The sequence below is a fragment of the Streptomyces sp. NBC_00289 genome (genome assembly GCF_041435115.1).
GTDB lineage: Bacteria > Actinomycetota > Actinomycetes > Streptomycetales > Streptomycetaceae > Streptomyces.
The window spans coordinates 6,017,714-6,030,255 of sequence record NZ_CP108046.1; the positions used below are offsets into that span (position 1 = coordinate 6,017,714).

Sequence of the window (12,542 nt, forward strand, 5' to 3'; positions counted from 1 at the left end):
ACCTCGACGCGGAGCCCACGGCCTGCCCGGATGGTGGAATGCAGACACGGCGAGCTTAAACCTCGCTGCCCCTTCGCGGGCGTGCCGGTTCAAGTCCGGCTCCGGGCACCTCCGACGTCTTTCCCCGGCCGCACGCGCGGCCCCTTTCCCTGCATCGTCCATCGAGGACTTCACCACGCGACCGTTGACAGCGGGCGTCGGCGGTCGGAGACTCACAGGGTGAATCAAGTGAAGAGAATTTCACCTGACGAACAGAATCGGAAAACCGTACACCGACAGGCCGCCAGTGGGACCATCGCGACATCGCGAACCCGGTGCCACCGCGAATGACCCGACCCCGCACACGGCGCGGCAACGACGCCAACCGAAGGGAACGACCGATGCGCACCACCGTCGGCATCATCGGAGCCGGCCCCGCCGGCCTCCTGCTCGCCCGGCTGCTCCACAACGCCGGGATCGACTCGGTCGTCCTGGAGAGCCGCGACCGCGCCTACGTCGAGCAGCGCCAGCGGGCCGGAATCCTCGAGCAGGGCACGGTGGACGTGCTGCGCGCGGCCGGTGCCGCGGGGCGCCTGGACCGCGAGGGGCTCCGGCACGACGGCATCGAGCTGCGGTTCGCCAGGCAGCGCCACCGCGTCGACTTCCCCGCCCTCACCGGCGGCCGGGCCGTGACGGTCTACGCCCAGACCGAGGTCTGCAAGGACCTCATCGCCCTGCACCTCAAGGAGGGCGGCCCGCTGCTGTTCGAGGCGGAGGCGCTGGCCGTGGAGGACGCGGAGAGCACCGGCCCCCGGGTGCGGTTCCGGCACGAGGGCCGGGAGGAGGTCCTCGCGTGCGACTACGTCGTCGGCTGCGACGGGTTCTGGGGCGTCTCCCGCGAAGCGGTCCCCGCCGGCACGGCCCGCGTCTTCGAACGGACCTACCCCTACGGCTGGCTCGGCATCCTCGCCGACGTCCCGCCCTCCCACGACGAGCTGGTCTACGCCCGCCACGACCGCGGCTTCGCCCTGCTGTCCATGCGCTCCCCGTCGGTCTCCCGCCTCTACCTCCAGGTGCCCGAGGGCACGGACGCCGACGAGTGGAGCGACGACGACATCTGGGCGGAGCTGGAGCGGCGCTTCGAGACCGCCGACGGCTGGCGGCTGCGGCGCGGCCCGATCACCCAGAAGTCCGTCACGCCGATGCGCTCCTACGTCCACGAGCCGATGCGGCACGGCCGCCTCTTCCTGGCCGGCGACGCCGCCCACATCGTGCCGCCCACGGGGGCCAAGGGCCTCAACCTCGCCGTCGGCGACGTCGTCACCTTCGCCAGGGCGCTGACGTACGAGAAGGAGACCGGCTCCCCGGAACTCCTCGACGCCTACTCGGCGACCTGCCTGCGCCGCGTCTGGCAGGCCGAGCGGTTCTCCTACGACATGACGACCCTCCTGCACCGGGCGCCCGACGCCACCGGCTTCGAGGACCGCCTCCAGCTGGCCCGCCTCGAGCGGCTCACCTCCTCCCGGGCCGCCGAGACCGACCTCGCGGAGGCGTACACCGGGTTCCCGTTCGGGTGACGCTCGATCCGGTGATCCCGAAGCGGGATCTCCGGCCGGTTCCGGGCGTGTCGCAGCTTGGTCATGAATGAGCCCCTCCGGTCCGGGGAATCAGAGATCCGCGTAGCGTGTTGCGCAGCACGACGAGGGAAAGATCCTCCCCAAGCAGTAGGGTCAATCCTTTGCCTACCCATTACCCTTGTGGCCAAGGCCACGCAGCGTGGCCATGGAGGAGTGAAATGAGGAGCAGAAACCCGGTCTTCTCGCGACGGGGGTTCAGCCGCGACAACGGCTACGCGGGCTTCAACACCGCGCCGCAGGCCGGGGGCGCCGCTGTCGGTACGCAGGGCAACCCCTACGCCCAGCCGTCCGGCAACCCGTACGCGCAGAACCCCTACGCCCAGCAGGACCTCCAGCAGGGCGCGCCTCCGCAGGCCCCGGTCACCACCGGCCGGATGACGATCGACGACGTGGTCCTGCGGACCGCGTCCACGCTCGGCGTCCTCATCCTCACGGCCGCGCTCTCCTGGGCCCTGCTGCCCGTCGACGAAGCCAACATCAACCGTTCCTACGGCATCGGCATCGGCGCCGCGCTCATCGGCATGGTCCTGGCGTTCGTCCAGTCCTTCAAGCGCAAGGCCTCGCCCGCGCTGATCCTGACGTACGCCGCGTTCGAGGGCGTGTTCCTCGGCGTCGTCTCCAACATCGTCGACACCCACATCGCCAGCGGCGCGGCCATGCAGGCCGTGATCGGCACGATGGCGGTCTTCACCGGCGTGCTGATCGCGTACAAGGCGGGCTGGATCCGCGTCAACCGACGCTTCTACGGCTTCGTCATGGCGGCCGCGCTCGGCTTCGTCCTGCTGATGATGGTGAACCTGCTGTTCGCCGTCTTCGGCGGCGGTGACGGCCTCGGCTTCCGCAGCGGCCCGCTCGGCGTCGTGTTCGGCGTCATCGGCATCCTGCTCGGCGCGTGCTTCCTCGCCCTCGACTTCAAGCAGGTCGAGGACGGCATCGCCTACGGTGCCCCGCGCGAGGAGGCCTGGCTCGCCGCCTTCGGCCTGACGCTGACGCTGGTGTGGATCTACATGGAGTTCCTGCGCCTCATCGCGATCCTCAACAGCAGCGACTAGCTCCACGCGGCCGTGAGCATACGGCGGTAGGAGTGCGGTTCGAAAGAAGGGCCCCGGGATCTCCCGGGGCCCTTCCGCTGTCCAGACGTGCGCGCCTAGAGCAGTTTGCGCGCGGCCCTCCTCAGGTCGTACTCGTGAATGATCGCCTTGGCGTGGCCGTACGCGAGGTTGTGCTCGGCGCGAAGCCAGCTGACCTTCTCCTCGAAGCGGAAGAGAGCGGGGCCTTCGTCGACGGTGCGCAGCCAGTCGGACACCTCACGACCGGTGCAGTGGGGAATGCGGGCGAGTAGGTTGCGATGGGTCTCCTGGGAGAAGACTTGGGACATCGGCGCCTCCGGACGCAAAGGGGATGTAAGCCGGTCCTTCTGTCACCGTGCCTGAGCGGCGGCGCGTTGGCAACAGTCGCGGTGCGGCGCGTAGTCTCGCGGCGTGGTTGATACGACGCCTCTCGTCCGTGCGGTGGATCACTTCGCCGATCGTCTGCGAGCCGCTCCGCAGAGCCGGTTGCAGCGCAGCGCCGCCGCGGAAGCGCTGGCGCTGGCCAGGGAGTTGGCCCGGTGGGCGCAGCGGGTGGAGGAGCCCGGGGTGGAGCCGCGGGAGATGCCCGACGCGGGGATGTTCGCCGCGGCCGACCAGATCACGGTCGCGGGGCACGATGTGGCGCTGGTGCTGCGTAGCCAGGGGGAGGTCGAGGACGCGGTGCGGTTGGTGGAGGAGGCGCAGAAGCGGGCGGGGGTTTGACGGCTTCGCCGTCGCCGCGGTTGTTGCCGTTGCCTCGCCGGTCGCCTTGGCGGGTGCGGGTGCGTGGGGGCTTGGCGCGCAGTTCCCCGCGCCCCTGGGTGGGTCGGGGCGGGCCGGGTTTGCAGGCGCGGCTCCTGCGGGGTGCGGTGGGGTGTCGGGTGCGGGTGCGTTGGGGCTTGGCGCGCAGTTCCCCGCGTCCCTGGGTGGGGCGGGGTGGGCGGGGTTTGGGTCAGAGGCTGGCTATGACTCGGTCGGCCAGGATGTAGACGTTTTCCTCGCCGCAGGCGAAGGTCAGGGTGTAGGCGCCTGAGATGCCGGAGCCGCCCAGGAGGGTCGGGGTCTGGCCGGCGCGGAGGGCGGCGGCGAGGCGTTCCGCGGTTTCGCGGTGGCCCGGGGTCATGCAGAGCGTGGTGCCGTCCGCGAAGACGTAGACGTCGAGGGTGCCGAGCGGGCCGGGGCGGACGTCGGCGAGTTCGACGTGCGAGGCGGCCAGTTCCTCCAGCGTGGCGACCGTACGGTCATGGTCGTTCACGGCCGGAGAGGCGACCGGTACGAAGTCCGGGTGCGAGGGGTGGCGGCGCCGCGCGGCGGCCAGCTCCGGGGACTCGCCCGCGAACTCGTCGGTGTCCGCGCTCGGCTCGGTCACCGTCTCGAGCGGCTCCATGCCCACGAAGTCGGCCTGGCGGGGCAGGAACAGCTCACTGTCCGGCAGGCCCAGCAGGGTGGGTGCGTCAGCGGCGTCACGGGACTCCTGGGCGGCCCAGAACGCCCGCGCCTCGGCGAGCTCGCGCTCCCGTTCCTCGGCGAGCGCCTCGGCCACGGCGGCACGTATCTCATCGACGTCCGCGGCGAGGCGGGCGGCGGGCACCCGGCCTCTGAGGGCCGCGGCGTTGCTCTGCGCCAGTTCCTCGTGCAGGGCCGCGACCTGTCGGCGCAGCACCATGAGGGTGCGCAGGACGGCGACGCCCACGGCGCCTGTGGCGGCCGTGGTGAGCAGCAAAGCGATCGGCATGGCGCTCACTGACGTACTCCCGGTTCAAAGTCGACCCCCGACTTCCTACATCAGCTTGAAGGGCGGACTATCCCGCTGTCAGTGCGTAACGTCACGAAACGGGCAGGCGTTTGCATCGGGGGGTAGGGGGTGTAGCGGCTCTGACCTGCGTGGATCCGGTTCGGCGCGAGATAGGTCACATCCTGGGGGAGATTGGATCACAAATCGGCCCAGAACCTGGGGGCTTCCCAGGTTCTGGGCCGATGAGTGACGCTGGGTCTCCGACCGGCTACTGACAGGTGTTCAGTAGCGGCCGGGTGGGCTCAGCTGAGGCGCTCGATGACCATCGCCATGCCCTGACCGCCGCCGACGCACATCGTCTCCAGGCCGAACTGCTTGTCGTGGAACTGGAGCGAGTTGATCAGCGTGCCGGTGATGCGGGCGCCGGTCATGCCGAAGGGGTGGCCCACGGCGATGGCGCCGCCGTTGACGTTCAGCTTGTCCAGCGGGATGTCCAGGTCGCGGTAGGAGGGGATCACCTGGGCGGCGAACGCCTCGTTGATCTCGAACAGGTCGATGTCGTCGACGGTCAGGCCGGCGCGGGAGAGGGCCTGCTTCGACGCCTCCACCGGGCCGAGGCCCATGATCTCGGGGGAGAGGCCGGTGACGCCGGTCGAGACGATCCGGGCCAGCGGGGTCAGGCCGAGCTCGCGGGCCTTGGCGTCGGACATGATCACCAGGGCGGCCGCGCCGTCGTTCAGCGGACAGCAGTTGGCCGCCGTGACCATGCCGTCGGGGCGGAAGACCGGCTTGAGGCCCTGGACGCCCTCCAGGGTGACGCCGGCGCGCGGGCCGTCGTCCTTGGCGACGACGGTGCCGTCGGGCAGCGTCACCGGGGTGATCTCGCGCTCCCAGAAACCGTTCTTGACGGCTTCCTCGGCGAGGTTCTGCGAGCGGACGCCGAACTCGTCCATGTCCTGGCGGGTGACGCCCTTGATGCGGGCCAGGTTCTCGGCGGTCTGGCCCATCGCGATGTAGGCGTCGGGGACGAGGCCGTCCTCGCGCGGGTCGTGCCAGCTGGTGCCCTCCTGCTCCGCGACCGCGGCGGTGCGGGCCTCGGCCTCGGCGAAGAACGGGTTGTGCGTGTCCGGGAGGCTGTCGGAGTTGCCCTTGACGAACCGGGAGACCAGCTCGACGCCGGCCGAGATGAAGACGTCGCCCTCGCCGGCCTTGATGGCGTGCAGCGCCATGCGGCTGGTCTGCAGGGATGAGGAGCAGTACCGGGTGATGGTGCAGCCCGGGAGGTGGTCCATCCCCATCTGTACGGCGACGACGCGGCCGAGGTTGTTGCCCTGCTCGCCGCCGGGCAGACCGCAGCCGAGCATCAGGTCGTCGATGTCCCGCGGGTCGAGCTCCGGGACCTTGGCGAGCGCCGCCTGGATGATCGTGGCGGTCAGGTCGTCCGGGCGCAGGTCCTTGAGGGAGCCCTTGAAAGCGCGGCCGATGGGTGAGCGGGCGGTCGAGACGATCACGGCTTCGGGCATCACGGCTCCAGACGACGACGGGAGGGGCTTACGGGGGAAGTTACCCGTACGTAAGCCCTCGGTCACCGTTAAACGGGTGTGACACGGACCTCTTTTCCAAGCGCTTGCTTAGGCCCGGCGGGGTGGGGTGCCGGCGGTGAGGGCACCGGGGCGAACAGCCGGTCCACCGGTGGCCGGGTCAGCGGCCGGACCAGGCGCCGTACCCACGGCGACGCGAGCACCGCCGCGAGCATGACCCCGCCCGCCATCAGGGCGGCCACCTCCAGCGGGGTGTCGGCCCGCTCGATCAGGCCGCGCTCCCGCACCGGCAGGATGACCAGCGGATGCAGCAGGTAGATGGTGAAGCCGCCCGCCCCGAGCGCGGAGACCAGCGGCAGCCGCCGCTTCGGCATCAGCCGCAGCAGGCACAGCGTGAGTCCCGTCGCCGCGGCCAGGACGAGCAGCCGGATCAGCCAGGCGCCCTCCAGGCCCAGGCCCAGCGAGGTGTCGGCCGTGTACGCGTGGCGCATCGACAGCCACTGGCCCTTGACCTCGCGGCCCCACAGCCATCCCCCGGCGACCGCGGCGAGCACCCCCGCCACGGCCACCGGAAGGCTCCACCGGCTCTCGAACCACCCGCGGAGCATGCCCTGGCCCAGCCTCCAGCCGAAGTAGAACAGCGGAAGGTACACCAGGGTCCGGCTGGCCGAGAACATCAGCCCGAACTCGTCCACGTACCCGACAGCGAGCGCCACGACCGTGGTGACCAGCAGGGGGTGACGCAGCTGGACCACCAGCGGCAGCAGCAGCCGCCAGCAGAAGAGCGACATCAGGAACCACAGCGTCCACGGCAGCTGGGCCACGTGCACGGTGAACGGGTGGTCGAGCGCGTACATCTCCAGCGAGAACAACAGGCTGAACAGCAGGGCGGGCAGGACGATGCTGCGCAGCAGGGTGCGCAGTTCGCGTGGACCGAGCGGCCCTCCGCTGCTGAAGACCCCAGCCAGCACGACGAAGACCGGCACCCGGAAGGCCCAGGTCGCGATGTGGAACGCGTTCAGCGCGTCGTAGCGGCTCATGATGCTGCCGATGGAGTGCAGGACCACGATGAGCGCGGCGGACACGAAGCGGGCGTTGTCCCACCAGGGGTTCCGGGCCCGGTCCGGGGCGGCGGAGGGGGCGGGTCTCGGAGACGGGTTGTCCATCGCGGCGGCGTACTCCTGACAGCGGCGTGACAGAAAAGGGCAGGGCGGAACCGCCCACCCTCACCAGGCCGGGCGAGTTCCCGGTGACGCCCTGTCACGTGCGCGGTGAACGCTGCGTGTACGGAAAGGGTCGCGCTCCTCAGTTCTCCGCGCTGTCCGCCCCGTGCGGCCCGCCGACCGGTTCGTCGACCCGCTCGGCCGCCAGCAGCCTGCGGCGGCGGCGCTTGAGGAGGGCCCAGGGGCCCTTCGGGCCGCTCGGCATCGCGGCGGCGACCTCCGTGCCGGCCTCCGACGCCGCCTCCGCGGCGGCGCGGGCCACGGGCAGGAAGCCCTCGCGGCGGGAGACGTCCGGGCGCTCCTCGTCGGCCGGCCACAGGCCCAGGGCGGCGCAGACCGTGGGCAGGAGCGCCATCGCCGCCGTGGCGTAGCCCTCCGCCGAGGGGTGGTAGTTGTCCGGGCCGAACAGCTCGCGCGGGTTCGCCTCGAACTCGGGGCCCAGCAGGTCGCCCAGCGACACCGTACGGCCGCCCTGTTCCACCGCCCCGATGGTCTGCGCCGCCGCCAGCTGGCGGGACGCCCGCCGGGCCAGCCACCGTAACGGCTGCTGCACCGGCTCGATCGTGCCCAGGTCGGGACAGGTGCCGACGACGACCTCGGCGCCGGCCGTGCGCAGCCGCCGTACCGCCGCCGACAGGTGACGTACCGAACGGGTCGGCGGCATCCGGTGGGTCACGTCGTTCGCGCCGATCATGATCACGCAGACGTCGGGCACCCGGGCGGGGTCCGACAGGGCCAGCACCACCTGCCGGTCCAGGTCGTCGGAGCAGGCCCCCGGCAGGGCCGCGTTGCGCAGCTCCACCGGGCGCTCGGCGACCGCCGCCAGTCCCGAGGCCAGCAGCGCGCCCGGCGTCTGCCCGCCCCGGTGCACGCCCTGGCCCGCCGCCGTCGAGTCGCCCAGCATCGCCAGCCGCAGCGGCGGCTCACCCGGTACGGAGTACCCGAGGCCGTACAGACCCTGCGCGTTCGGCACATGCGGTGCCGAGCCGTTGCCCACCTGCCGCTTGGCCAGCCGCACCTCGGCCAGCACCAGACCGACCGCTGCCGCGCCGGCCAGGCCGATCCCGCCGCCGCCATAGGCCGCGCCGGCGGCGATCCGCCGGGCCACCCTCGCTCTCGACATGCTCGTCATACGTCGCCGCCACCTCCACGTACCGGTACACCCACTGCTTGCCCCGCACGCACCGTCGCCAAATCCCCACGGGCGGTGAACGACCGTCACGGGTGCCGGACGGGCCGTCGGATTCCCCCTGCCCCGCGAGGCCCGGCCCGCACGCCGGCGACCGCCGAACCACCCGCGTGGCTCCACGTCCGCCCGGATCCGGACGAACAGCGGGAATCCGGCGGCAGGGCCTAGGCTGGCGGAACCACTACGACCACTTCTTTTGCAAGCATCCGGAGACAACGGTGCAATTCCACGACTCGATGATCAGCCTCGTCGGCAACACCCCGCTGCTGAGGCTCAACAGCGTGACCAAGGGCATTCGGGCGACCGTCCTGGCCAAGGTGGAGTACTTCAACCCCGGCGGTTCCGTGAAGGACCGCATCGCCCTGCGCATGATCGAGGCGGCCGAGCAGAGCGGCGAGCTCCGGCCCGGCGGCACCATCGTCGAGCCGACCAGCGGCAACACCGGGGTCGGGCTCGCGATCGTGGCCCAGCAGAAGGGCTACAAGTGCATCTTCGTATGCCCCGACAAGGTGTCCCTCGACAAGATCAACGTGATGCGGGCCTACGGGGCCGATGTGGTCGTCTGTCCGACCGCCGTCGATCCCGAGCACCCGGACTCGTACTACAACGTCTCCGACCGCCTCGTGCGCGAGACGCCGGGCGCCTGGAAGCCCGACCAGTACTCCAACCCGAACAACCCGCTCTCCCACTACCACTCCACGGGCCCCGAGCTGTGGGAGCAGACCGACGGGCGGATCACGCACTTCGTCGCGGGTGTGGGGACCGGCGGCACCATCTCCGGCACCGGGAGCTATCTGAAGGACGCCAGTGACGGCAAGGTGCAGGTCGTCGGCGCCGACCCGGAGGGCTCCGTGTACTCCGGCGGCTCCGGCCGGCCGTACCTCGTCGAGGGGGTCGGCGAGGACTTCTGGCCGACGGCCTACGACCGGAGCGTCGCCGACGAGATCGTCGCCGTGTCCGACAAGGACTCCTTCCAGATGACCCGGCGGCTGGCGAAGGAGGAGGGCCTGCTGGTGGGCGGCTCCTGCGGGATGGCCGTCGTGGCCGCGTTGCGCGTCGCCGAGCGCCTCGGCCCCGAGGACGTCGTCGTCGTCCTCCTCCCCGACAGCGGCCGCGGCTACCTGTCGAAGATCTTCAACGACGAGTGGATGGCCGACTACGGCTTCCTCGAGGACGAGGGCCCCAGCGCCCGCGTCGCCGACGTGCTCAGCGACAAGGTGCACGGCGCCATCCCCTCCCTCGTCCACATGCACCCGGACGAGACCGTCGGCGAGGCCATCGAGGTGCTGCGCGAATACGGCGTCTCGCAGATGCCGATCGTCAAGCCCGGCGCCGGTCACCCGGACGTCATGGCCGCCGAGGTCGTCGGCTCCGTCGTCGAACGCGAGCTGCTCGACGCCCTGTTCACCCAGCGGGCCTCGCTGGAGGACCCGCTGGAGAAGCACATGTCGGCGCCGCTGCCGCAGGTCGGCTCCGGCGAGCCGGTCGCCGACCTGATGACCGTGCTGGGCTCGGCCGACGCGGCGATCGTCCTCGTCGAGGGCAAGCCGACCGGCGTGGTCAGTCGGCAGGACCTGCTGGCCTTCCTCGCCAAGGGCGGAAAGTGACGGGAAACGTCCGGTGAACGGCTCGTGCCGGTGACGAACTTGCGGTTCCCTACCGAAATGGTGGACTTCGCAGAAGTGGTACGAGCGCGTCACGTCCGCGCAGCACCCGCTTAACACGGGTCCGGCACATTGGTGGATGTCGGCAGGGCGGGAGCGGCTCCCCGCCCGGCCGACACCGAAACGGCGTCAAGGACCTCCGGAGCGGCTCCCGGACCTCCATGGACGCCACGGACGCGCACGCCCGGCCCTGACCCGGCACGCGTCCTCCGCGGGGACCGCCGTCGTCCCGCCCCCCGGTAACGGGGGTGCGGCGGTCCCCGCGTCAGCTTTTTGCGCGCCTGAACCGGCGCCGCTCTCGCCGGGTGAACCTGCGGCAGATCATGGTGCTGCCCCACCCGGCATGCGTGAGGTCCGGCCGGACCGCGGTGCGGTCAGTCCTTCCAGTCGCCGTCCTCGGCGGACCTGCGGCGCAGGCCGCCGAAGAGGCCGGGGTTGGTGCGGACGGCCTGGAAGGCGTTGACGCCGACGATGCCGGCCCAGGCGGCGAACAGACCGGGCAGGTGGCCGAGGGCGCCGCCGATCGCGGACAGCGGGATCGCCAGGACCAGCGAGACGATGCCGAAGCCGAAGCGCTCTCCCCAGGAGTCCGTGGCCTTCGGCGACCGGGAGCCCCGGGCCACCACCATCTGCCGCTCGGCGAACTGCCGGCGCAACCGGCGCTCCACGGCGCCGTCGATGCGCTGGTCGACCTTCTCCAGGAATGAGTCGACCAGCGCGGACTCGTACTCCTCGCCCAGTTCCCTGCGAGCCTGCAGGGTCACGTTGAGCTCCTTCTTCAGCTCGGTGTCCCGAGCGTCCATTCCGGTCATACGCCCAGGCTAGGCAGCGGGAACGCACGCCGCACTGGGGATATCCCCCCTGTTGCGGCCCGCCGGCGGCCCCCGGCTACCTCGTCAGCCCGTGCTGCTTCGCGTACGCGTTCGCCACGTCCTCCGGGTCCTTCTTGTCCTTGTCCACCTGGCGGTTGAGCTCGGTGAGCTGGGCGGTGGTCAGGACGTTGCCGAGGCGGGCGAGGGCCTTGCGGACCGTGGAGTCGGCCTTGCGGTCGGCGATGAGGGGGACGATGTGCTGGCCGGGGATGAGGTTCTTCGGGTCGGTGAGCACCACCCAGTCGTTGGCCTGGATGTCGGTGTCGGTGGTGAAGAGGTTCGCCACGTCCACGTCGCCCTTCTTCAGCGCGCCCTTGACGAGGGGGCCGGAGGAGTCGAGGGACTTGAACTCCTTCAGCTCCACGCCGTACACGTCCTTGAGGCCGACCGCGCCCACCTCGCGTGTCTTCACCTCGGGTGCCGCGCCGAGCACCAGCCTGCCGTTCTGCTTCGTCAGGTCGGCGAGCGAGGTCAGGCCGTACTTCCGGGCCGTCTCGCGGGTGACGACGAAGGCGTCCGAGTCCTCGGCCATGCCGTACGGCAGCACCTGGAGGCCCGCGGGGAGGGCGACGGCGAGGGCGTTCTGCATCGCGCCCTCCTCGGTCGCCGTCGCCTTGGGGGCGAGGTAGTGGAGCAGCGCGCCCTGGTATTCGGGGAGCAGGTCGATGTCGCCGCCCTTGAGGGCGGGGATGAGGATCTCGCGGGTGCCGAGGTTGGGGCGGACCTTCACCTTCACGCCGGCCTGCTCCAGGACGGCCGCGTACAGGTACCCCAGCACCTGGTTCTCGGTGAAGTTGGCGGTGCCGATGGTGACTCCGCCCTTGCTGGAGCCGCCGCCGGACGCTCCGGCGCCCTGGCTGTCGAGGGAGGTGATGCCGCCACCACAGGCGGCGAGGGCGGGGACGGAGGCGGCCGCGAACAGGCCGCCGAGGAGGGTGCGTCGGTTCATGTCGGGGTCCCTAGGCGGTTTGGGCGGAGCGGTGGCGGAACAGGAAGCGCTGGAGGCCGGCCAGCGCCAGGTCCAGGACGACGGCGACCGCGGCGACCAGGACCGCCCCGCCGAGGACCTGGACCAGGTCGCGCTGGGCGAGGCCGTCGAAGACGTAGCGGCCCAGTCCGCCGAAGGAGACGTACGCGGCGATCGTGGCCGTGGCGACGACCTGGATGAGCGCGAGGCGCAGGCCCGTCATGACCAGCGGGAGGGCGAGCGGGAGTTCGATCCGCAGGAGCACCTGGTGGCCGCGCATGCCCTGGCCGCGTGCCGCGTCCTTCACGTCCGGGTCGACCGCCGTCATCCCGGCGTAGGTGTTGGTGACGATCGACGGGACGGCGAGGGCGACCAGGGCGACGTACACCGGCAGCATCGACAGTCCGCCGGCGAGGAAGACCAGGACCACCAGGCCGACGGTCGGCAGGGCGCGGCCGAAGGACGCCAGGTTGATCGCGAGGAACGCGCCCTTTCCGGTGTGGCCGATCAGCAGGCCGAGCGGGAGGCCGATCACGGCCGCGATGAGGGTGGCGAGGAGGGAGTACTGGAGGTGTTCGGCGAGGCGGTGCGCGATGCCGTCGGAGCCGGTCCACGCGTCGCCGCTGGTCAGCCAGGAGCCGAGGTTCTCGAAGAGTTCGTACATG

General features: G+C 71.2%; 12 protein-coding genes and 1 tRNA gene. 5 read left to right on the forward strand and 8 right to left on the reverse strand.

Annotation, left to right across the window (positions count from 1 at the left end):
* The first annotated feature begins 24 nt into the window (after positions 1 to 24).
* The 3 genes from OG985_RS27285 (at position 25) to OG985_RS27295 (ending at position 2,668) form a co-directional block, all read left to right on the forward strand.
* A tRNA-Leu gene (locus OG985_RS27285) sits at positions 25 to 108 on the forward strand.
* Positions 109 to 380: 272 nt separating this feature from the next.
* Positions 381 to 1,556 (forward strand): 4-hydroxybenzoate 3-monooxygenase, encoded by a 1,176-nt coding sequence (locus OG985_RS27290; protein WP_371670976.1) that lies wholly within the window; start codon positions 381 to 383, stop codon positions 1,554 to 1,556.
* Positions 1,557 to 1,774: 218 nt separating this feature from the next.
* Positions 1,775 to 2,668, forward strand: a complete 894-nt coding sequence (locus OG985_RS27295) for a Bax inhibitor-1/YccA family protein (protein ID WP_371670977.1) — start codon at positions 1,775 to 1,777, stop codon at positions 2,666 to 2,668.
* Between the two features lie 95 nt (positions 2,669 to 2,763).
* On the opposite strand, the gene OG985_RS27300 is transcribed toward OG985_RS27295, so the two are convergent.
* Positions 2,764 to 2,994, reverse strand: a complete 231-nt coding sequence (locus OG985_RS27300) for a DUF4287 domain-containing protein (RefSeq protein ID WP_054237274.1) — start codon at positions 2,992 to 2,994, stop codon at positions 2,764 to 2,766.
* A gap of 103 nt (positions 2,995 to 3,097) precedes the next feature.
* Here OG985_RS27300 and OG985_RS27305 point away from each other — a divergent pair, with 103 nt between their 5' ends.
* On the forward strand, positions 3,098 to 3,409 hold the full coding sequence (locus OG985_RS27305; RefSeq protein WP_371670978.1) for a hypothetical protein: 312 nt from the start codon (positions 3,098 to 3,100) through the stop codon (positions 3,407 to 3,409).
* A gap of 229 nt (positions 3,410 to 3,638) precedes the next feature.
* Here the strand turns inward: OG985_RS27305 and OG985_RS27310 are convergent, their stop codons facing one another.
* From OG985_RS27310 to OG985_RS27325, 4 genes are all read right to left on the reverse strand, one after another.
* Entirely contained in the window at positions 3,639 to 4,430 is a 792-nt protein-coding gene (locus tag OG985_RS27310; RefSeq protein WP_371670979.1) for a hypothetical protein, read from the reverse strand.
* 293 nt (positions 4,431 to 4,723) lie between these two features.
* Positions 4,724 to 5,944, reverse strand: a complete 1,221-nt coding sequence (locus OG985_RS27315) for an acetyl-CoA C-acetyltransferase (RefSeq protein ID WP_371670980.1) — start codon at positions 5,942 to 5,944, stop codon at positions 4,724 to 4,726.
* A 68-nt stretch (positions 5,945 to 6,012) separates the two neighbouring features.
* Positions 6,013 to 7,128: an acyltransferase family protein gene (locus tag OG985_RS27320; RefSeq protein WP_371670981.1), complete on the reverse strand. Its 1,116-nt coding sequence runs from the start codon at positions 7,126 to 7,128 to the stop codon at positions 6,013 to 6,015.
* Positions 7,129 to 7,267: 139 nt separating this feature from the next.
* Entirely contained in the window at positions 7,268 to 8,317 is a 1,050-nt protein-coding gene (locus tag OG985_RS27325; protein WP_371670982.1) for an SGNH/GDSL hydrolase family protein, read from the reverse strand.
* 275 nt (positions 8,318 to 8,592) lie between these two features.
* Between OG985_RS27325 and OG985_RS27330 the strand changes: the two genes are divergently transcribed.
* On the forward strand, positions 8,593 to 9,981 hold the full coding sequence (locus OG985_RS27330; protein WP_371670983.1) for a cystathionine beta-synthase: 1,389 nt from the start codon (positions 8,593 to 8,595) through the stop codon (positions 9,979 to 9,981).
* A gap of 431 nt (positions 9,982 to 10,412) precedes the next feature.
* Here the strand turns inward: OG985_RS27330 and OG985_RS27335 are convergent, their stop codons facing one another.
* The 3 genes from OG985_RS27335 to OG985_RS27345 all read right to left on the reverse strand — a co-directional run bounded on the left by OG985_RS27335 (position 10,413) and on the right by OG985_RS27345 (position 12,541).
* On the reverse strand, positions 10,413 to 10,841 hold the full coding sequence (locus tag OG985_RS27335; RefSeq protein WP_371674509.1) for a hypothetical protein: 429 nt from the start codon (positions 10,839 to 10,841) through the stop codon (positions 10,413 to 10,415).
* Between the two features lie 85 nt (positions 10,842 to 10,926).
* Positions 10,927 to 11,859: an ABC transporter substrate-binding protein gene (locus OG985_RS27340; protein WP_371670984.1), complete on the reverse strand. Its 933-nt coding sequence runs from the start codon at positions 11,857 to 11,859 to the stop codon at positions 10,927 to 10,929.
* Positions 11,860 to 11,869: 10 nt separating this feature from the next.
* Positions 11,870 to 12,541: an ABC transporter permease gene (locus tag OG985_RS27345; protein WP_371670985.1), complete on the reverse strand. Its 672-nt coding sequence runs from the start codon at positions 12,539 to 12,541 to the stop codon at positions 11,870 to 11,872.
* Position 12,542: the final 1 nt, after the last annotated feature.